Genomic DNA, 20,054 nt, shown 5'->3' with positions numbered 1-20,054 from the left:
GCGCTTCGTCGTATCCGCCTTATGCTTCATCCCGCACGCTTAGTCCGAGTACACCGACATTTCCACGTCATCGGCGTGCAAGATACCCTCGCTAAATAAAGACAGTCCAAATGACAGACCGGTGAACCCTTCCGGTATCGCAGGAGCAACCCATACCGCTTCCTTGGCCGCATCGGTCGGTGCCAACCAGTCTGAAGCAGTCCAATATAGCCAGTCCCCCTGCGGATCGCGGAGGTACAACACAAATTGGGCTGTCGTCGTCGCGGAATAGGTCGCCTTCATTTCGTAGCGCTCCCCCGGGATGATTTGGGTAGCGCATTCGCCCAGATCCAGACGCTGCAGAAATTTGAAATCGCCGTCCCGATAGTTGGTGATTTCTAGCCTCACACCGTCTGAATCGTTGGTTGCCTTCGGCTCTACTCGAGCATGGCCATTATTTTTCCCATACCCGGCCGCTTGCCAGCATCGAGAGAAATCATCACCCCTAGGCTGCTCGCTAAAGCCTGAGTTGACCACCAAGTTGCCCTCGGTGTTAGCAGGTAGTTCTGGTTCATCTACGATCGGACGGATCGGACCGCCAACCACCTCATCCACCGTCCGAACGACGGTCCCGGTTTTTTGCTCTCGGTCTTTGAGCCAAGAAACGAATTGCGCAAAGTCTTCGGTCTGCACAGAAATTTCATTGCAGCTCGATGGGCACAAATGATGGAAGGTAATCTGGATCCACCCGCCCCCGTTTTCTTCCGCGTTCAGCACCAGATTCTGCATGTCCTCAACGGTCCAGTCAGCATCCACCATGGCCGGAGCCAAGGTATGCCAGATGTTCTTCGGATCAAAGGACTCGGCGTATCCGCAGCCTTCGCAACCGGTCACGGACTCTATCCCGCCTAATCCCCGTGCGCTGTTGTACCCGCAGTCCGCTACGGCCTGTTCGATGGCCGGGTTGGACCCGGCCTCGGGGAACGCAAAGCTAGTTACCTGGTATCCCCAATTGCTGAGGTTTTTACGATCCATACATATTTGGCGAACGGTTTCCACCGGTTCCAAGTCGCTCAAGTTGCGGTGCTGCACACCGTGTCCAGCGATCTCATGACCGGTGTTCGCCATGGCATCAAGTTGCGCTCGCGAAAAGTATCCCGGACTGTCGAGAACCGAGGAATTCACGTAAAAGGTACCTTCAAGCTCAATCTCGTCGAGTATTTTTACGGCTTCATGCTGGCTCGCATTCCCATCATCAAAAGTCAGTGACACAACCGTTTTGTCGCGGTCATAGTCACGTCGTTCAAGCTGTGGTGGCGATTGATGCACCGTATCTAACCGCGGCTCCGGAGGAGCCGGTGCTGGACCTTTGGCTTTCATGGTTGGTGAGCTAAACAGCACGTCGGCCGAAACGCATCCTGTGAGCAAAGCCCCCGCACTAAGAAATGCCACCAACATCTTCATCCCACGCTTTGACGCAGATTTCACGTACTCCCACTCATTTCAATTAAGTCTTGGTGTAGTTGCAAACTGAGTTCGGAATTGCCGAGGGTCCGTCCGCGTAGGGCAGGACGGACCCTCGGCAATTGCTTTCAGATGATCTAGACGGCGATTTTCAGCATTGCGCCGGGCCGTCCCATGAGCCGCTCGTTGAGTGCACCACGGGATTCCAAGTCCTTCGCGACGTGGTCGATAATCTGCTCGACGTTGGTGTGCGGAACGAACCCGATGAGCCGATTTGCCTTGGTATTATCTGGCACGCGGCGGCGCATGTCTTCGTACCCTGGGGCATATGCCTGGTCGTAAGGAATTAGTTCAATTGTGCTTTGGCCACCTACGCGCTGCAGAATCTGTTCTGCCAACGCGCCGATGGAAATTTCTTGGGAACCGCCGAGGTTGTAAGCCTGGCCGTAACTGCGCTCGTTTTCAATCAGGGCAACCAGCGCTGGCACCACATCGCCGACATAAGAGAAGCACCGGGTCTGCTTGCCGTCTCCGAACACGCTGAGCGGCTGTCCGGTCAGCGCCTGGCCAATAAGGTTTGGCACCACCATGCCGTAGCGACCGGTCTGGCGTGGACCAACGGTGTTGAATAGGCGCACAATTGAAACTGGAACTCCGTATTCGTTCCAGTAACCATGGGCGAAGGCCTCATCAATGCCCTTGGCGGCCGCGTAGGTCCACCGTGATTTCAACGCGTCGCCGAGAATTCTGTCGGAATCCTCGCTGAGCGCATCGGTTGAGTTCTTGCCGTAGACCTCCGAGGTGGAAGCTAGCAGCAGCTTCGCGCCGGCGGCTTTGACAGCGTCCAGCACGTTCTCGGTTCCATGGATATTTGTGCGCAGGCTCACCAATGGTTGCTCAACAATGAGTTGCACACCTACTGCAGCAGCCAGATGGAAGACCCTGTCAGCCCCTGCGATTGCGCTGCTTACAGCTTCTTTGTCTAGAACTGTCCCCTCGATAAAGTTGAACTTCGGGCTTTTGAAAGCCTCTGTGAGGTTATCCACTGTGCCCGTGGACAGATCGTCAAAAACTGTTACTTCGTCACCTGCGGCCAGCAGGTAGTCTGCCAAGTGGCTTCCAATGAATCCGGCTCCGCCGGTAATGACTGTGCGCATGTTTTCTCCTGATAATCATGGCAATGGATCCCTCGTACCCGTTCCGCCTCATGGATGCGATACGTGGAAATGAAAAGGTGTGTTGCTGTGCCTAGAGCAGGACCCGATGGGTAAGTTCCTCGGCGCGATAGGTGGCGTCGAGGACAGTGGTTTCCTTGTTGATCCAGGACAGGTCCGCCGCGGCGTGACGAGTGTGGAGCAGGACCAAGTCTGCGTTGAATTCGGCAGGCTTCGCGCAGCCGATAATCTGTTTGCCGTTCACAGTGACCGACTCTGGAAAATGGTGGTCATAGAAGGCCACGTCGGCTCCGGCTGCGATCAGCTTGTCGATGATCTGCAGCGCCGGCGATTCGCGCAAATCTGCCACATCAGGCTTGTAGGCAAGTCCGACTACGAGTACACGAGACCCCAAGAGCCCCTTTCCGGTATTCGACAGAACCTGGGCGCAACGAGCTACGGTCTGCGCCGGGCGTTGTTCAATTCCTTCCATGGCCGCGGCAATCACCGGCAGGCTCATGTTGTGGGCCCGAAGCTGCCACAACAGATAGTGCGGATCGCAGGGAATGCAATGCCCGCCCACACCGGGGCCCGGAGTAAACGGCATAAATCCAAATGGCTTGGTGGCGGCCGAATCAATAACTTCCTGAACTGGCAAGTCAAGCACCTGGCACGCCTGGGCAAATTCGTTGGCCATGGCAATATTTACTGCGCGGAAAGTGTTTTCCAGCAGTTTGGTCATCTCGGCGACTTCCATTCCGCTGGTGCGGTGCACGGTACCGGTGTAGCTAGCGAGTAGTTTCACTGCCGCTTCACGGCACCTAGAGGTGTATCCGCCAACGACACGAGGCACATCTTCAATGCTGAAATCGGAAACGCCCGGATTGATGCGTTCAGGGCTAAAAGCCACGCTGATATCGGCACCTGGTACCAGAGAACGCTTACGCAGCGGTTCAACGATCATTTCGCGGGTGCACCCGGCATAAGTCGTCGACGTCATGAGGATCAATTGTCCGGCGACTGCTTGTTGCACGACCATGCGGCTCGCACTGGCCAAAATCGAAAGGTCCGGTACATGATGCCCATCGACAGGAGTTGGCACGCAGACAATGACCGCCGCCGCCCGAGACAGATCCGTCGATTCTTGGCTCAGCGTCCACGAATCTGAGGCCAACGCACTGGCCAAACGCTGGTGATCCGTTGGCAGAAGATCAACTTCGCGCGCCTTGATGTCTCCAATACGCTTACCGCTGATGTCGAAGCCTAGTACCTTGGCACCCGAAACATGGTGCGCCAAGGCTGTCGGCAAGCCAACGTAGCCCATTCCCACGATCGCGACGTCATAGTCGAAGTCCCGGCCCGGCTGTGGACGGTTTCTCACTTTTACTGCCCACGGCTCGCCGCTGTCGAGTTGTTTTTGAGCCTGAAGACCGTCGGTAATCAATTGTGTGGTCATATGCTTCCCCCAAGAAGTTCTTCGATTGCCCCAAGGCAAGAATTGCTTGCCTTTTGTGATTGGACGGACCATTTCCATGGGTTGCAAGACTGTCTGTTCGCCCCCAAAAAGCTTTACGAACAGGTTCTTGTGCAGCCAAGACCCAGTGACCGCTGGTCCGCCCAAAACAACACTGGGCCACGGTCCAGGCTGCTGGCTACGTCCTGCGCGAACACTTGGGGTTAACCCCATGGGGTTGTTTAACTGTGGGGTTAACCCCACTGAGAATCATTGGCTGACCGAGAAGTAAGTGGTTAGCGTCGAGTGATGGAAAGTTCATTTGTTCCTTGGGGGAAACATGTTAATAATCATCATCGCCTTGGCAGTCACGGTCGTGGGGCTGACCACCATATTGTGGTCAACAGCCGGATTGCTTCGTCTAGTGACCGAGGTATCGCCGTATCCGAAAGAACCTGCCAGAGGACGTAAAAATCTGATAGCGGGGCGGGATTATCCTGACTATTCACAGGTAGCGGTGCTCATTGCCGCACACAATGAGGAACTGGTCATCGCCAAAACTCTGCAATCGGTACTCGCCCTGCTGCCGGCCACCCAAATCTTCGTCGCTTCTGATGGCTCAACGGATAAGACCGCCGGCATAGTCCGGTCCTTTGGAGCACAAGTAATCAGCCTGAATCCAAACCGTGGCAAGGCTGGCGCGTTGGCAGCTGCGGTAGAGCATTTCCAGCTGGACTCCGGATTCGAAGTTGTGATGCTGCTGGACGCAGATACCCAGCTTTCCCCCGATTACTTTTCAACCGGTCTTCCGCAATTCGCAGACCCGCAGGTCGTGGCAGTCGCAGGGCGGGCCCGAACGATCTTTGACCCGGCACCGGCAACCCTCATGGGCAAGGTGCTGGTGGCTTACCGTGAACGTCTCTACCAATTCGTGCAGGTGCTCGTGAAGTATGGCCAGGCGGCTAAGAAAGCCAACGTGGTCAACATTGTTCCTGGATTTGCGAGCATGTATCGGGCTCGAATACTCCCTGAAATCGATATTGCGGCAGAAGGGCTAACCATTGAAGATTTCAACATGACCTTCGAAGTCCACGCCAAGAAGTTGGGACGCGTGGCTTTCCATCCTGGTGCCGCCGTGGCTTACACCCAAGATCCAGATAATCTCGGCGATTACATCAATCAGGTGCGACGCTGGACGCTGGGCTATTGGCAGACTGTTCGACGCCATGGGCTACACATCGGCAAATTCTGGGCAGTTCAGGCGCTGTACATTGTTGAGTTGGTGAGCTGCTCGCTGTTCTTCTTGCTACTACTTCCCGCTTTGCTGGTCAGCGCCGCTGCTGAAGTAGCTTTGAACTTCTGGGCAGACCCGAACGGTGTGATCACCACGCTATCTGGAGTATTGCCCCCTTATGCACTCCTTCTGGGGCTTCTCATTCCTGAATTATTGCTGACGCTCTTTGCGGTGGTAATGACCCGTCGCATGTCTTACCTTTGGATGGCGCCGCTCTTCCCGTTTCTGCGCGTGGTGGATTCATACCTGTGCATTGCTACCTTGATTCGATCCTTGCGTTCGGGATCCACTGGCATCTGGAACAGCCCGACCCGGCGTTTCTTGCCCCCTGCCATATCCGATCAGGGGGAAACATTTTATGATGATGCCCGCTAGCCCGGGGCCTGCTCGCAGCAATCGGATCGACTTAACGTTTCAACCATGTGCATGCAAACCCGAGGATAATTTCTAATAAATTAAAGCGAGAAGGAAGGAAAATATTACGGACAAGTGAGCTATAGTTTTTGCGCAAATTGTTTTTAGGTCATATTCTTGAAATAGCTATAAAATCAAGTCGTTTGTGAATTGCCTACTGGGGAGTAGTGCATTCACTACCGCTACAACTCGCAAAGTTGATGGCGCAACAACTGTACTTTGGGGAGTACTATCCATGCTATTTCTGCCTCTGAGCACCATTTTTTCGACAACTTCTCAATCTGCGAGGGGTTGCCATGCGTAATCGCCAACAGCTTCTGGCCAAGCTTCGAAAGTTTACTCACGGATATCGCGATCGTGCGGCGATCATTTCCGGAGGGCCGGGATTGGGAAAGTCCTGGACTTTAGAGCAGATTGGGCAACAACTCAACGGTCAACCGCACCGGTTAATTCGATCGAGTAAGCATGAAACCTCATGGCCGTTGTCTGGACTTTTGTCGTTTCTTTGCGCCGTCCCGCTCAAACTATCGCCAAAAGTCACCGAGCTATTTCCCAACGCAGTAGATGCCCAGGTGGACTGCTACCAAATTGCTATGGCCCTGCACCAAGAGCTCGTTGAGAAGGTAGAACCCGAAATGGTTTTTCTCATTGACGATTTAGACTTAATGGATGCTGCCAGTCAGCGAATTATCGGTTTTCTCGCCAGTCGCATGCAGGGAAATCGCGTCAGCTTTATTACGACAATCAGCACGGATCGCGTTCCCGAGCCCTTCGAAGCCTTTCGGAGGTACAGCTTGGACAGAATGGATCCTACAACCCTGAAGCAGGTCGCCAAAGACCACTGCATCGTCGACCTTCAGGATTCCGTGGCCGAAGTGCTAGCACAATTCGCTCACGGTAATCCTGGAACCATTGTCGAACATGTCAAGTCGCTAACAGATGCGCAATTGGAGAACCACTGGCCACTGGCGATTCCCTATCGTCCAAGGCAAGAATCCAGCGCGACTATGAGTGACTTGCATGCGCAGTTTACTCCTGCGCAGATCAACGCGTTGCGTTATATTGCTATTGGTCCTCTGATCTCATATGCCAGCGCCTTGAAGCTGCCGGAGGTAACCAGCTTCGACCTCCGCGAACTAGTCACTGCCGGGATCGTCTCACTGCACGAGGATATGCTAAGCCTTCCGGATCTTTTGATGCGCAGCCGTTTGTTCTGGAGCGCCGATTGTCCGAACCGGATCCAACTGCATAAGCATGTCGCCGAGATATCTGAGACGCCGGCACTGAAGCTCTTTCACGAAAGCCACCTTGACGATTCGATGGCCCCGTCCGGAGAACTCATCATCGCCGCCATTGAGCTACTCAAACGAGGCAGAATCCACGCTGCCATCGAATTCGTTGAATGGGCGCTAGTCCGGCTCGAGGAAGAGAACCCTGTTCCCGAACTACTCGCCTACATCTTGCAGCTGCTGCGCAGCGGTCAACTTGGAATTGCACAGCGCTACACCCAATACACCTTGACGCTGGAAATGACTTCCAGTGAAAAGCTCAAACTAATGACCCTGGAGTTGGAACTGATGGCTCTTAAAGGAACCTTCATTCCGACATCAAGGATTTATAGCGCAGTTGATGAACATCAATGCGAACATCACGCATTGTGCGGAAACTTGCTGAGCATGAGTGCTCTCGCGCTTTGTTTGAACGGCCAATTGGAAGATGCCGGTGCGGATCTGCGCCGCGCCAAAGAGCTATTCACCAAAGCGGATTCAGACGGGACACCACGATTTTTGCAGGCGCGGATGGTGCACGACTCATACACCCAAAACTTTGATCCAATCCTGTCGGAATCGCAAGTGATCAGCCGCGCGAAGCCAGGCGAAGTGGATGAAATCACCTACTTGACTGTCGCATCGGCGCTCTCGGAGCTCGGTCAGCACGAGCAAGCGCGAGCCACCTTGGCACGACTATTAAGTGGTGCGCATGGCGTACCTTTATATAAATCTCTGGGCTTGCTCTACGACGCACAATTGGCAATCAAGGCCCACGATGTTCCCCGTGGTTTGAAAGCCGTTGAACGGTGGAATTCTTCGGCTAACGCAGGGTTGATGCGTCCGTTGCCTCGAATTATTAATGCTTGGTACTGGCTCATGAAGAACCGCGCGGACAAGGCGATGCCTATCCTTGATTCGCTTCGTCCTTACGCCCATGACGAGATCCCCTCGATTTACGCCAGCAGAGTCACCGAATTGGCGGGTCTCCATGCACTGATGAGCGGCAGATTCGACGAAGCCGCTACGCATTTCCAGCACACGCAACTCACGTACCGGAAGATAGTTAATACCCAGTATGTGGAAACCTGCGTGAACCTGATCGAGGCCCTAGCCTCGGCCAATCATCCCGAACAGGCCGCCAATGAATTTCGTGCAACGCAATCTCTGATGGCGTCGGTGAAGAGCCGCCAGGCGAAGTTGCTCCTGCGTCGTGCCCAAGCCATTGCCTTGCCCGGCGAAGTGGCCCTCTCACGCTTTCAATCGTTGCTGGAAACCTGGCAGCCTGGCGACAGTTTGTTGGAACTTGCAAGAATCCACCACTGCTATGGTGTGCGCTTGGACTTCATGGGCCGCCAAAGCCAAGCGGTGAAGCAGTTCATCGCGGCCAAGACAATTTACCGCAATATTGGTGCCCTAGGTTGGGCCGATAGCGTTGTAAAACTACTGTCAAAGGTAGACGACGCACCGACGTCCGAACCCGAGCTGGAGTTGCTGACTCATGAAGAAAACCAGTTGGTCTCGATGGTTCGCCAAGGCCTAACAAACAAGGGCATCGCTGATGAGTTGTTCATATCAGTCAGCGCGGTCGAAGCGAGGCTTACGCGGCTATTTCGAAAGACCGGGACGCGCAATCGGCAACAACTCTCTGCGCATTTCGCGCTGCGCATCGCCTAGGAGCATGTGTTTTGCCCCTGCGCCGGATGAATCCGGCTGGCGCAGGGGCATTGCACATTCGATGGCTAGCTACCGTTAGTGGCTAGCGATCCCCCAAGCCTATGCTTGGCTTCGCGCCAGCTCGTGCGGATACTGCGCGTGGCGCTTCTGGAACTCCAGGATGGCCGGGTTCTTGACCACGCCGTCCTGGATCTCGATGGCGTGCGCGAGCGTCTTGTTCTCTTTCCACAGCTCTGGACCGCCCATGACCTCTTCGAGGAACGGAAGCAGCCCCAGGCTGATTTCCCAGCTGGCCGAATTCCACAGATACGACGGCGAATGATCCACCGCGTAGTAATTGATATTCGGCCCCACCTTGAACATCGGCTCGGCGAAGGACGTCGGCCTGGCCCAGTCGAAGCCCATGCCTTCATCGCAGGACACATCGACGATGATGCTTCCGGGATAAAAGGCATCCAGCTGCTCGGTGCTCAGGTACATCAACGGGGCATTCGGATCCTGCAGGGTGCAATTGACCACGATATCGCTCTCGGCGAGGAACGGAGCCAAGGGAACCTTGCCTTCGTCGGTGATCACTTCGCTCAGGTGCGGCCCGCTTTCGTGTTCGAACTGCACCATCGTCACCGCGTGGATCGGCGAGGCTACGGCCGCCACGGCGCGGGAGGTGAGCACCTGGATCTCGTTGATGCCATGGGCGCGCAGTGCGGTGACCGCCCCGCGAGCGGTCGCGCCGAAGCCGATGACCACCGCCGAGAGCCGGCGCCCGTAGTCTCCGGTGACCCCGCACAGCTGCATGACGTGCAGCACCGAGGCGTAGCCGGCGATCTCGTTGTTCTTGTGGAAGACGTGCAGCCCGAAGCTTCCGTCGCTGCCCCAGTGGTTCATCGCTTCGAAGGCGATGAGCGTCAGTTTCTTGTCCACCGCCAGCTGCGTGAGTTTTTCGTCCTGGACGCAGTGCGGCCAGCCCCACAGCGTTTGCCCCACCCGCATTTCTTCGAGATCCGCGTGCTGCGGCTTGGGCAAGAGCAGGATGTCTGCGGATTGCATGATTTCGCTTCGCGTGGCGATTTTGCCGACCAGCGGGGCGAGTTGTTCGTCGTCGATGCCGCAGGGAAGACCGTAGCCGGTCTCGACCATCATCCGCTTTCGGAAGTTCTCATCGATCCGCTCAAAGTGCAGCGGGTGGATCGGCAGGCGCCGTTCGTCCGTCTTCTGCGAAGTTGCGATGACACCTAGTGAAAGGTCTTTTGTCGAATCCATGCGTCGTTTTCTCTTTCTGTGTGGGACAGGCCACAACGGACCGCCCCATACAACCCACGGTACAGTGCCCTACCAAACGCCTGGCTTGCCTCGGCATCAACGCGCTGCCCGGGAATCGAGAAAACGAGAGGACTCAGGGAGTGGGGCGCGGCGAGAATTCGGCCAACTGCCAGCCCATCCACGGGCTGAATGCCCACGGGGTGCCCTGCACGGCGGCTTCCAGCTTTTCTGCCTCGACCCACTGGAAGTCCATGACCTCCTCCGGGTTGGGCGCCAGCTCATTTTGCAGGGTGGCGATGAATACCGGGCAGCGTTCATTCTCCACGATTCCGCAGGCGTCCACGGCGCGATAGGCGAACTCCGCCAGCACCACCTGCGGGTCGGCAATTTGCGCACCGAGCTCATGGGCCGCGTGCCGGCGCACCGCATCCACCAGTTCCTCACCGGGCATCGGGTGGCCGCAGAAGGAGTTGGTCCAAACCCCGGGCCAGGTCAGCTTCGACAGGGCGCGGCGGGTCACCAGCAGCTGTCCTTGCGCGTTGAACAGGTAGCAGGAAAAGGCTTGGTGCAGCGGGGTGTTCTCCGTGTGCACTAGTTCCTTCGGGCACGAACCGATCGGTTCGCCATCCTCGGAAAGCAAGATGACGTCCATAGAATGTTGTACTTCCTTCTCTGCCTACTGGGCTACGCGAACATGGTGGTGTAAATAATCAGCATAGTGAGCAGGAAGCCGCAGAGGTAATTGATCCAGAGAAATCTCTTCCACGCAGCATTCACCGCCCCGGAACTTGCATCGCTCACCGCCAGATGCGGCAGCACGTTGAGCACGTAGGGAACTGCCAGCAATGCCGCGCCGGCCGCAGGCCAGGACAAGCCCAGCAGCACTGCCCCGGCCAGCAGATAGGCGAGCAGCACCAGGTACAGCGTGATCCGCGCGCCGAGCACCGTGGCAATCGAGCCCAGCGCCCCGGCCCGGTCCGGGATGATGTCCTGGATGGCGCCCAGGGCATGGCTTGCCATCCCCCAAAGCAAAAACGCGCCGAAGACGCACCACTGGGTGAGGGTCAAGCCGCTGCCTGCCAGCACCCAGCCGTAGACCGCCGGGGACACAAAATGCACCGCACTGGTCAGCGAGTCCAGCCCCGGGCGTTCCTTGAAGCGCAGCCGCGGTGCGCTGTAGGCCAGCACCGCGGCCACGCTGGCCGCCAGCACCGCGTTGGACAGCGCGGTCCCGCCAATAGCCAACACCGCGATGAACGGCAGCGAACTGATCAGGCAGGCGGAGAGGATCGTGCGGTGCGCATCCCTGGACAGCACCGCGCCCTCCACGCCGCCCTTGCGCGGATTGCGCAGGTCCGACTCGTAGTCGAAGACGTCGTTGACCCCGTACATCAGCAGGTTGTACGGGAACAGGAAGAAGAGCGTTCCCAGAACCAGCAGCCAATCGAGGCGCTGCCCGGCGATCAGGTAGGCCGCAGCAAAGGGGTAGGCGGTATTCACCCAGGAGATGGGTCGGGAGGTGGCGAGGATTGCGCGGATCATTTGCTGCTCCCCTGGTTCTGATGCTCTGCCGTTGGTTTCCCGCCAAGCAGCCACCACAGGGCGGGCATCAGCAGTATCGCGCACAATGGGTAGAGGAAGTCTTCAAGCGGGGCGCGTCCGATGCGCACGCCCAGCAAGGTCTGCTCGCCATAGTCGAACAGGCCCGCCGCGATCATCACGTTGTCGAAGATCGCGGTGAGCAGCACCATGATCAGCAGTCCCAGCCCCAAGACCGGAAGCGCTGCGGCCGGCCTGATCCGCCGGTACAGCAGGGCCGCGATCAGGGCGAGGGCGGCGCTGGCCGTAAACCAGAAACCCAATTCAAGAAACATTTCCTGCTCCTTCCCGGGGTGGCCGCGCAGCGGCTTTCGGCCGGCGCAGCAGCGCAACCCCGTTGACCACGATCATTGTCGAATAGCACAGGAAGAACAGGAAGAACACCTCTTCGAGCGGCAGCTGCTCGGCCACCATGATCCCGGTCATCAGCGCCGAGTCCAGGTGCAGGAAGATGCCTTGGGCAATGGCGATCACGTCCCAGAGCAGAAAGAAGACCGTCCCCAGCACCAGGCTGGCCAGCGCGGCCCAGGGCTTGGCGAAAACAAAGAGCTTGAAGCGCGCGTCGAGCAGCCCCATGCAAACGATGAGCCCCAGCAAGATCAGCAGATAGGTCATTGGCCCACTCCGCACACCTGCGCCCACTGGGCTTCGTCGATGGCGCCCGGCGTGCCGATGCCGTTCACCGCTTTGGCGGCCAGCTCCCCGCTGATCAGGCACATCGGCACCCCGATCCCCGGGCGCACCGAACTGCCGGCGAAGTAGAGCCCGGCCACCTTGCTGCTCTGGTTGCCAGGGCGCAGCATCGCGCTTTGCCCCAAGGTGTGGGCCAGGCCGAGGGCGGAACCGCGGAAGGCGCCATATTGCGTGAGGAAATCCGCCGGTCCGATGCTCTGGCGCACCACCACGCGCTCGCGCAGATCCGGGATCCGTGCCCAGGCGGCCAGCTGGTCGATGGCCGCGTCCGCGACCTGCTCGACCATGAAATCCCCTTGCCCGTCGGCTCCCCCACGGCCCCACTCGGGCAGCGCCGGCGCGGGAACGAGGATGAACAGGTTCTCATGTCCTTCCGGGGCCACGCCCGGGTCCGTGGCGCTGGGTTTGCAGACGTAGATGCTCGTCTGCTCGTCAAGTTCGCGTCCTTCGTGGATCCGGGCAAAATTATCATCCCAGTCGCGGGTGAACAGCAGGTTGTGGTGCTCCAGTTCCGGGAGCTGGCCGGAGATGCCCAGGCAGAGCAGCACCGCGCTGGGCCCCGAGTCCTTGGACTTCCAGCTTTTCGCCGGGTGGCTGTGCAATTGAGGGTCCAGCAGCTCGCCTTCCAGGTGGTGCAGATCCGCGGCGCCGATGACGAAGTCCGCTTCGGTGCGCTGCAGATTGCCCGCGGCATCGACCCAGCGCACCGCTTCCACCGCCGGTCCGGGGCGCTTCGCGGTTTCGATCTTCGTCGCCGTGGCGCCCAGGTGCACAGTGGCGCCCCGGGAGATGGCCAGCTGGCCCATGGCGTCGGCGAGGCCCGCGAATCCGCCCATCGGGTATTTCACTCCGTCCACCAGATCCAGGTGGCTCATCAATTGGTACAGGGCCGGGGTGCGCCGCGGGCTGGAGCCGAGGAAAACGGCCGGGTATCCGAGGATCTGGCGCAGCTGCGGATTGGCGAACCGCTTGGCTATGTAGCCGTGCAGGTCGCTGGCCAGCAGCGGGGCCAGGCTCCGCGCATGGCGCGCGAGTCCGGGGTTGAGCAGTCCCCTCAAGGAGCGGAAGTCGTCATAGAGGAAATGCTTCAGCGCCAGCGCGTAGCTGGTGCCGGCCTGGGCCAGGTATTTATCCAGCGCCGCGGCGGATCCGGGCTCCAGCTCCTCGAAGAGCTCCCGGACCGCGGCGCCGGTACCCATGTCCACCGGCGCGGCGCCGTCTTCGAAGAAGGTCCGGTAGCCCACCGGCAGCTCGCGCAGCTCCAGATGCTCTTCCACGCCCGTGCCCATCAAGTTGAACCAATGCTCGAAGACCTCGGGCATCAGATACCACGAGGGTCCGGTGTCAAAGCGGAAACCCTCCCGGTGCAGGCGGCCGGAACGTCCGCCGAGGGTGGGGTGCTGCTCGAGCACGGTCACCTGGTGCCCGCTGGCGGCCAGCAGTCCGGCGCTGGCCAGCCCGGAGAACCCGGCGCCGATCACCACGACGCGGGAGGAAGAAGTGCTCATTTGCTGCTCCAAGAAATAGTGCCGAGCATGGTCCTGGCCGCGATCAGGGCCTTGCGCGGGGTTGAGACGGAGATCCGCCGGGTGAGCAGCTCGCTGGCCGCGGTGCGTTCGAGCTGCCGGTTCAGTTCGGCGAACAGATCGTGTGCCATGCGCACCGCGCGTGCCGCGCCGGGCGGAAGCAGTGAGATGCCGCGCTCGGCGATGGCAAGGTCGGCGTAGATCTCGGCCACCAGCGCGGATTTCTGCGCTTCGGAGAAACCCTGGGCCGGGGTGCCCGGGAAATAGCTGCGTCCCAGCTGCTGGCTGTCTGCGGCCAGATCGCGCAGGAAGTTCACCTTCTGAAAGGCCGCGCCCAGGCTCCGGGCTGCGGCGGTGGCCTCCGGGGTGCGGCTTCGCTGGCTTCCGGGCATGGCGCGGAACACCTGCAGGCACATCAGCCCCACCACCTCGGCCGACCCGTAGATGTACTGCTCCAGGGATTGGGCGTCGTGGGTGCTGCGCAGCAAATCCGCGCGCATGGAGGCGAAGAACGGGCGGGTCAGCTCCGTGCCGATGCCGGTGGCCCGGGCGGTTGCGGAAAATGCGTGCACCAGCAGGTTGGTGCTGTATCCGCTGCCCAGCCCCTGCTCGGTTTCCGCTTCGAGCGCGTCCAGCGCGGCGGCGACCTGCCGGGCATCCAGCCCGGCTTCGCGGGCTACCCCGTCGACCACCTCGTCGGCCAGCCGCACCAGGGCGTAGATGTTGGCGATATGCCTGGCCGTGGCCCGGTCCAGCATTTTGCAGGCCAGCGAGAACGAGGTCGAGTAGGAGCCGATCACCACGCGGGCGCTGCGCTGGGCGGTGTCCGCGTAGCGTTGCAGATCTGTGGGTTCCATGGCTCAGTTGCTCCGGGAGAGGATCAGGGCGGTGCATTCGTGCAGCATGCGCTGCGCGGCGGCAGGCAGGCGCAGGAAGGTGGCCGAACGGGTGGCGGAGGCGCAGAGCTCGTTGGCGAGTTTCCGGGCGAACTGCTCGGCTCCGGATTCTTCCAGGGCGTGGCGCACGGTGGCCATATCACTGTGCCCGGCCCGGTAGGCGGCCAGCAGCGAGCTGAAGCCTTCCTGTTCGCTGGCCAGCGAGGTCAGAATGGTGCTCTTGGCTTCGCGCAGATCCGAATCGTTGGGCTTTCCGGTGGATTCCGGTTCCCCGAAGGTCCCCAGCACGTCGTCGATCACCTGGTAGGCGATGCCCAGCTGGCAGCCCACCTCGCCCAGCCGCGCGGCCTGCTGCGCGCTGGCCCCGGCGAGCAGCGCCCCGGCCTGCAGCGGCAGCTGGAAGGAGTAGGCGGCGGTTTTGAGCTCTTCCATGCGCAACACCTCTCCGGTGGTGGCCGGTGCATCGAGCAGCGAGTAGAGCAGGTCTTCGAGCTCACCGGCCCCGGCCTGGGCGATGGCCTGCGCGAAGGCGTCCTCCACGGCCCCTTCGCAGTCCAGGCCGTGCCCGGCGCGGGCGGCCAGCTTGATGGCCTCTGCCAGCAGCAGGTCCCCGGCGATGACCGCGGCGCTGTTGCCCAGGTGCTCGGCATCCGCCGTGCCGCGTCCGGCGTCCAGCGCCTGATCGCGGTAGTGCGCCGACAGGGTCGGCTGGCCGCGGCGCATGTAGTCGCGGTCGATCACATCGTCATGCATCAGCAAGGCGGTATGCAGCAGCTCGAAGGCGCAGGCCAGATCCTTGGCACGGCCCGGATCCCGGCCGGCGAACGCCTGGTAGCCGAGGAACACCAGCGCCGGGCGGGTGAGTTTTCCATGTTCCACACTGCGCGCGATCTGCTCCCAGAGCTGCGCGGTGTGCGGGGAATAGACGCTCGCCCGCGCCTTGGCCTGGTTCAGGATAGTTTCCAGATGCCGGCGGATTTCGGCCAGCGTCCGGGCATCGGCAAAGCCGGGCAATCCGGGGTCTTTACTGGATGGTGCCGTGTGTGAGGTGGCGTGGATGGTCATGGCCCTTTGCTCCATAGGTGGGTTTCGGTGTCGGATTCCAACGCTTGGCAGGCCTCATGCAGGAAGCCAAGCACCGTGTGCTGTTGCTGCTCGTCCAGTTCCCGGAAGGCCCGGTAGATTCCGCGCAGGCTTCCCGCGGCTTGCTCCGGGAGGCCTGGAAAGTTCTCTCCATGCAAGATCATCTTCTTGCGCCGGTCCTGGGGATGGTCCTCGCGGCGGATGTAGCCATGGGCCTCGAGCCGGTCCAGCACGGAGGTGATTCCCGCCGTGGACACCGCGAGCTTGGCGCCAAGCTGTCCGGGACCGAGCTGCCGGTTGACTCCCAGCGCGTTCAACGCGCGCAGATCCGTGTCGTTCAGGCCCAGTTCCCTGCGGTATTCGTCCTCGGCCGCCGCGTAGGCATGCTGGAATTGGCGCATGAGACGCAGCACGCTAGAAGACCTGGGGTCCGCAGTGGTAGCCATGAAGAACTTCTCTCGCTAGGTTGATTATTAGCTTCGCTAGATACATCATGGTTTAAGTATCTTCATTTGTCGACTCCAGTTTCAAGATTTTTGCCCCACCAACCGCGAGGAGCGGATCATGAAAGAACCACAACGCAGCGCATCGCTGGCCTCCTGGCCTACGGTGCTCCTGGAAATCGCAGCCCTGGGCGCGGCGATCACGGCGGCCTTCATCGGCAGCGGCGCCCTGGGCGGCACCTCCATCCAAGATGCCGCCGGCGGCTACCTCGGTGCCGACTCGACCTTGCTGTCCCCGTCCGGGCCGGCGTTCTCCATCTGGAGCTTCATCTATCTGGGACTTGCGGTGTTCGCCGTCTACCAGGCCTTGCCCGCCGGGCGGCGCTCGGTAACCCTGAGGACGCTGCGCCTGCCGGTCGCGGCCTCCGCGCTGCTGAATGCGGCCTGGATCGCGGTGGTGCAATTCGACCTGCTGGCGCTGAGCGCCGTGGTGATATTCGCGCTGCTGCTGGTGCTGCTCTGGATCCTGGTCCGGCTGGTGCGCTTCCCCAGCAGCACGCGGGCCGAGCACTGGATCATGTGGCTGACTTTCGGCGTCTACCTGGGCTGGGTGAACGTGGCCAGCATTGCCAATGTCTCGGCATTGCTCTCCTCCTGGGGCGTGGGAGAAGACGCCGCGTGGGCTCGGGTGGCGGCGCTGGCCCTGCTGGTCGTTGCCGCGCTCATCGCGGTGGCGGTCTGCTGGTACTGTGCAGGAAAGCTCTACACGGCGCTGGCCATGGCTTGGGGCATCGCCTGGATTGGGCATAGCCGGCTCACCGGGACCAATGAATCCGAACTGGTCGGCTACGGCGCGCTGGCGATTGCGGTCCTGCTGCTGCTCAGCGCGGGTGGAATCGCACTGCGCTTGGGCACCCGAGAGAAATCGAGGCAATTATGAGCACCATTGCGGTCACCGGCGCGACCGGCTACATCGGCGGGCGGCTGGTTCCGCTGCTGCTCGAACGCGGGCACCGGGTGCGCGTGCTCACGCGCAGCGCCGACCGGCTGCGCGACGTCCCCTGGCGCGAGCAGGTAGAGGTTGTCTCCGGAACCCTGGAGGACGGCTCGGCGGTCGCACGGCTCTGCGCCGGAGCGGACGTGGTCTATTACCTGGTGCATTCGATGTCCAGCACCAAGAATTTCATGGCCGCCGAGGAACGGTGCGCGCACAGCATGCTGAAAGCGGCCACCGAGGCTTCGGTGGGACAGCTGGTCTACCTCTCCGGGCTGCATCCCGAGGGCGAACTCAGCGACCATCTGGCCTCCCGGGCCAAGGTGGGCCGGATCCTCGGATCCGGCCCGGTCCCCTTGCTCACCTTGCAGGCGGGCCTGGTGATCGGTTCGGGCTCCGCCAGCTTCGAAATGATCCGGCATTTGAGCGACGTGCTGCCGGTGATGCCCGCGCCGCGCTGGGTGCTGAACAAGGTCCAGCCCATCGCGGTGCGCGACGCCCTGCATTATCTGGCGCGCTGCGCGGAACTGCCGGCCGGCAGCTGGGGGACCTATGACATTGGCGGCCCGCTTGCCTACAGCTACGCCGAGCTGATGCGCAGCTACGCCGTCCAGGCGGAACTGCGCAAGCCGTGGGTGATACCGCTTCCGCTGCTGACGCCGCGGCTGGCCTCGCATTGGGTTAACCTGGTCACTCCGTTGCCGCATACCCTCGCCGGCGCGCTGGTTGATTCGCTGCAGCACGATTGCCTGGTGCGCAACCGGGCCATCGATGAGCTGATCGACCGCCCCGAAGGCGGGCTGACGGACTATCCACGCGCGGTCGCGCTGGCCTTGGAGAAGATCCGCACCGACTCGGTGGACACCAATTGGGCTACGGCGCACCCCGTTTCGGCCCCCGCGGATCCGCTGCCTTCGGACCCCGAGTGGGCCGGGCACCGGGTCTACGTCGATGAGCGAACCCAGGACAGCGCGGCAAGCGCCGCCGGGCTGTTCACGGTGCTTGGCCGCATCGGCGGAGAGTCCGGCTACTTCTCCTTCCCGCTGCTCTGGAAGGCCCGCGGGCTGCTGGACAAGCTAGCCGGAGGGGTAGGCCTGCGCCGCGGACGGCGGCAACGCGAAAAGCTGGCGCTGGGAGATGTGGTGGACTGGTGGCGGGTCGAAGCCCTGGAGCCGGGCCAGCTGCTGCGCCTGCGCGCCGAAATGCGCGTGCCCGGACGGGCCTGGCTGGAATTCCGGCTCAGCGACCAGGAGGCCGGAAAGGTGCGGCTGACCCAACGGGCCATCTTCTTCCCGCGCGGGCTCGCCGGACGGCTCTACTGGTGGTCCGTGTACCCGTTCCACGGCCTGATCTTCTCCTCGATGCTGCGCAGCATCATAACGCAGGCCGAAAACGAGAGCACCCCGGCCTAGGGAGTTATTCGCCGGACTCGGAGGCTTCGGGCTCGACCCCGTAGAGGCTGTCCTGCAGGGCATCGGAGGTGCCGGCGAGGAAGCGGATCACCACATCGCGTTCTTCGGCGCTCAATCCCAGGGCCACGTCGAATCGCTTGGCGTGGTGGCGCCCCAGCTGCTCGCGGGCGGCCAGATGCGTTTCTTCGCTGACTTCCACCTGCCAGGAGCGCCGATCGGTGGGGTGCGCCTTGCGCACCACATGCCCGCCGGCCACGAGCCGGTCGATCATCTTGGTCACAGAGGCGGTGGTGACCCCCAAATGGCGGGCGAGCAATCCTGGGGTCACCGCTTGCCCGGCATGCTTTGCGGAAATGAGCTGGCGAATGGCGCGCATATCCGTTTCGTTGAGCTTCATGAAGCTTTGCGCGCTATGCATGATGCGCCGCTCCACCGCACGCAGCCGTCCCAGTTCGGCCATGATGCGCTCGATCTGGGCGAGGTCCTGCGCCGGGATGCCAGCGCGGGGTATGAGCGCTTGCTCCGGATCCGATTGCGCCAAGCTATACATCGTGGGCAGCTTTTCGCGCTCCACATTCCACCCCTTGAATAATCACCTTCAGCATTCCCGATCGCAGGATTGCTCTTCCAAAGCCTACTCCCCCGGCCCGCGGCAACGAGCAGGATCCGAGCCACGGCACCGCTCCGCGCGCCAGCGTCCACCTTGCAGAATGCACAAAACCTCCCGAACTTTGCTAGTTCGGGAGGTTTTGTGTGGTTGGTGCGAGTAGAGAGACTTGAACTCTCACGTCCGAAGACACTGGAACCTAAATCCAGCGCGTCTACCAATTCCGCCATACTCGCTCGCGCTACACCTGACTCGAAGTCCGGTAACTCGACCTCAACTAGTCTAGCGGAATAATTCGCAGATATAAAATCGGCGAACCATGCTTCTACTTGGGATCAATCCCCAAGTCACGACGCAGCTTTGCTACGTGACCGGTGGCACGAACGTTGTACTGCGCCAGGGAAACCAGACCCTGCTCGTCGACCACAATGGTCGAGCGAATCAGCCCCTCGTAGGTGCGGCCATAGTTCTTCTTTTCGCCCCAGGCGCCATAGGCTTCGGCGACCGCATGGTCCTCGTCGGCCAGCAGCGGGAAGTTGAGCTCTTCCTTGGCGGCGAACTTTGCCAGCTTGGTGACCCCATCCGGGGAGATTCCGAGAACTTCGTAGCCCAGAGCCTTCAGGGACTGGATCGAGTCGCGGAAATCGCAGGCCTGCTTGGTGCAGCCTGGCGTGGAGGCCGCCGGGTAGAAGTACACGATGGCTTTCTTGCCGCGGAGGCTGGACAAGGTCACTTCATTGCCCTCGGCGTCGCTCAACGTGAAGTCTGGCGCCTGATCCCCCGCAGCCAAGCGAGTTGGCGTAGTGGCTTCATTGCTCATTCGTAGAACCCCTTTTCC

Annotated in this window: 18 protein-coding genes and 1 tRNA gene; 4 read left to right on the top strand and 15 right to left on the bottom strand. The window is 60.6% G+C overall.

Annotated features, from left to right (window positions below):
- Positions 1–39: 39 nt before the first annotated feature.
- The 3 genes from CQ019_RS16730 to CQ019_RS16720 all read right to left on the bottom strand — a co-directional run bounded on the left by CQ019_RS16730 (position 40) and on the right by CQ019_RS16720 (position 4,053).
- Positions 40–1,443 carry a polysaccharide deacetylase family protein gene (locus tag CQ019_RS16730; protein WP_105554431.1) on the bottom strand — a complete coding sequence of 468 codons (1,404 nt, stop codon included), beginning with the start codon at positions 1,441–1,443 and terminating at the stop codon, positions 40–42.
- A 137-nt stretch (positions 1,444–1,580) separates the two neighbouring features.
- Entirely contained in the window at positions 1,581–2,600 is a 1,020-nt protein-coding gene (locus CQ019_RS16725; RefSeq protein ID WP_105554430.1) for an NAD(P)-dependent oxidoreductase, read from the bottom strand.
- Positions 2,601–2,691: 91 nt separating this feature from the next.
- Positions 2,692–4,053, bottom strand: coding sequence for a nucleotide sugar dehydrogenase (locus CQ019_RS16720; RefSeq protein ID WP_105554429.1), 1,362 nt, complete (start codon positions 4,051–4,053; stop codon positions 2,692–2,694).
- Between the two features lie 337 nt (positions 4,054–4,390).
- Here CQ019_RS16720 and CQ019_RS16715 point away from each other — a divergent pair, with 337 nt between their 5' ends.
- A complete protein-coding gene (locus tag CQ019_RS16715; RefSeq protein ID WP_105570192.1) occupies positions 4,391–5,719 on the top strand; it encodes a glycosyltransferase family 2 protein in 1,329 nt (442 codons plus the stop codon).
- A gap of 335 nt (positions 5,720–6,054) precedes the next feature.
- Complete coding sequence (locus tag CQ019_RS16710) at positions 6,055–8,703, top strand: LuxR C-terminal-related transcriptional regulator (protein ID WP_105554427.1); 2,649 nt, start codon at positions 6,055–6,057, stop codon at positions 8,701–8,703.
- 99 nt (positions 8,704–8,802) lie between these two features.
- On the opposite strand, the gene CQ019_RS16705 is transcribed toward CQ019_RS16710, so the two are convergent.
- The 9 genes from CQ019_RS16705 to CQ019_RS16665 form a co-directional block, all read right to left on the bottom strand.
- Positions 8,803–9,963, bottom strand: a complete 1,161-nt coding sequence (locus CQ019_RS16705) for a N(5)-(carboxyethyl)ornithine synthase (RefSeq protein WP_105570191.1) — start codon at positions 9,961–9,963, stop codon at positions 8,803–8,805.
- A 133-nt stretch (positions 9,964–10,096) separates the two neighbouring features.
- Positions 10,097–10,615 (bottom strand): isopentenyl-diphosphate Delta-isomerase, encoded by a 519-nt coding sequence (gene idi, locus CQ019_RS16700; protein ID WP_105570190.1) that lies wholly within the window; start codon positions 10,613–10,615, stop codon positions 10,097–10,099.
- Between the two features lie 32 nt (positions 10,616–10,647).
- The gene (locus CQ019_RS16695) at positions 10,648–11,505 is read right to left on the bottom strand and encodes a prenyltransferase (RefSeq protein WP_105570189.1); all 858 of its coding nucleotides are present in this window, start codon (positions 11,503–11,505) and stop codon (positions 10,648–10,650) included.
- Entirely contained in the window at positions 11,502–11,837 is a 336-nt protein-coding gene (locus CQ019_RS16690; protein ID WP_105570188.1) for a lycopene cyclase domain-containing protein, read from the bottom strand. The genes CQ019_RS16695 and CQ019_RS16690 overlap by 4 nt, the downstream gene beginning before the upstream one ends.
- Complete coding sequence (locus CQ019_RS16685) at positions 11,827–12,177, bottom strand: lycopene cyclase domain-containing protein (RefSeq protein ID WP_096288619.1); 351 nt, start codon at positions 12,175–12,177, stop codon at positions 11,827–11,829. Before CQ019_RS16685 ends, CQ019_RS16690 begins: the two co-directional genes overlap by 11 nt.
- Positions 12,174–13,763: a phytoene desaturase family protein gene (crtI, locus tag CQ019_RS16680; protein WP_105570187.1), complete on the bottom strand. Its 1,590-nt coding sequence runs from the start codon at positions 13,761–13,763 to the stop codon at positions 12,174–12,176. Before crtI ends, CQ019_RS16685 begins: the two co-directional genes overlap by 4 nt.
- Positions 13,760–14,638 carry a squalene/phytoene synthase family protein gene (locus CQ019_RS16675; protein WP_105570186.1) on the bottom strand — a complete coding sequence of 293 codons (879 nt, stop codon included), beginning with the start codon at positions 14,636–14,638 and terminating at the stop codon, positions 13,760–13,762. The genes crtI and CQ019_RS16675 overlap by 4 nt, the downstream gene beginning before the upstream one ends.
- A 3-nt stretch (positions 14,639–14,641) precedes the next feature.
- Positions 14,642–15,742 carry a polyprenyl synthetase family protein gene (locus CQ019_RS16670; protein ID WP_105570185.1) on the bottom strand — a complete coding sequence of 367 codons (1,101 nt, stop codon included), beginning with the start codon at positions 15,740–15,742 and terminating at the stop codon, positions 14,642–14,644.
- Positions 15,739–16,206, bottom strand: a complete 468-nt coding sequence (locus CQ019_RS16665; RefSeq protein ID WP_105570184.1) for a MarR family winged helix-turn-helix transcriptional regulator — start codon at positions 16,204–16,206, stop codon at positions 15,739–15,741. The genes CQ019_RS16670 and CQ019_RS16665 overlap by 4 nt, the downstream gene beginning before the upstream one ends.
- A gap of 118 nt (positions 16,207–16,324) precedes the next feature.
- On the opposite strand from CQ019_RS16665, the gene CQ019_RS16660 reads away from it, so the two are divergent.
- Positions 16,325–17,143, top strand: a complete 819-nt coding sequence (locus CQ019_RS16660; RefSeq protein WP_105570183.1) for a tryptophan-rich sensory protein — start codon at positions 16,325–16,327, stop codon at positions 17,141–17,143.
- Positions 17,140–18,609: an SDR family oxidoreductase gene (locus CQ019_RS16655; protein WP_105570182.1), complete on the top strand. Its 1,470-nt coding sequence runs from the start codon at positions 17,140–17,142 to the stop codon at positions 18,607–18,609. The genes CQ019_RS16660 and CQ019_RS16655 overlap by 4 nt, the downstream gene beginning before the upstream one ends.
- A gap of 4 nt (positions 18,610–18,613) precedes the next feature.
- Here the strand turns inward: CQ019_RS16655 and CQ019_RS16650 are convergent, their stop codons facing one another.
- The 3 genes from CQ019_RS16650 to bcp all read right to left on the bottom strand — a co-directional run bounded on the left by CQ019_RS16650 (position 18,614) and on the right by bcp (position 20,036).
- Complete coding sequence (locus tag CQ019_RS16650) at positions 18,614–19,183, bottom strand: MarR family winged helix-turn-helix transcriptional regulator (protein WP_105570181.1); 570 nt, start codon at positions 19,181–19,183, stop codon at positions 18,614–18,616.
- A 184-nt stretch (positions 19,184–19,367) separates the two neighbouring features.
- Positions 19,368–19,452, bottom strand: a tRNA-Leu gene (locus CQ019_RS16645).
- 89 nt (positions 19,453–19,541) lie between these two features.
- Positions 19,542–20,036: a thioredoxin-dependent thiol peroxidase gene (bcp, locus tag CQ019_RS16640; protein ID WP_105570180.1), complete on the bottom strand. Its 495-nt coding sequence runs from the start codon at positions 20,034–20,036 to the stop codon at positions 19,542–19,544.
- Positions 20,037–20,054: the final 18 nt, after the last annotated feature.

The organism is Arthrobacter sp. MYb229 (assembly GCF_002975405.1).
GTDB lineage: Bacteria > Actinomycetota > Actinomycetes > Actinomycetales > Micrococcaceae > Glutamicibacter.
This window is presented reverse-complemented; position numbering and strand designations above follow the sequence as displayed.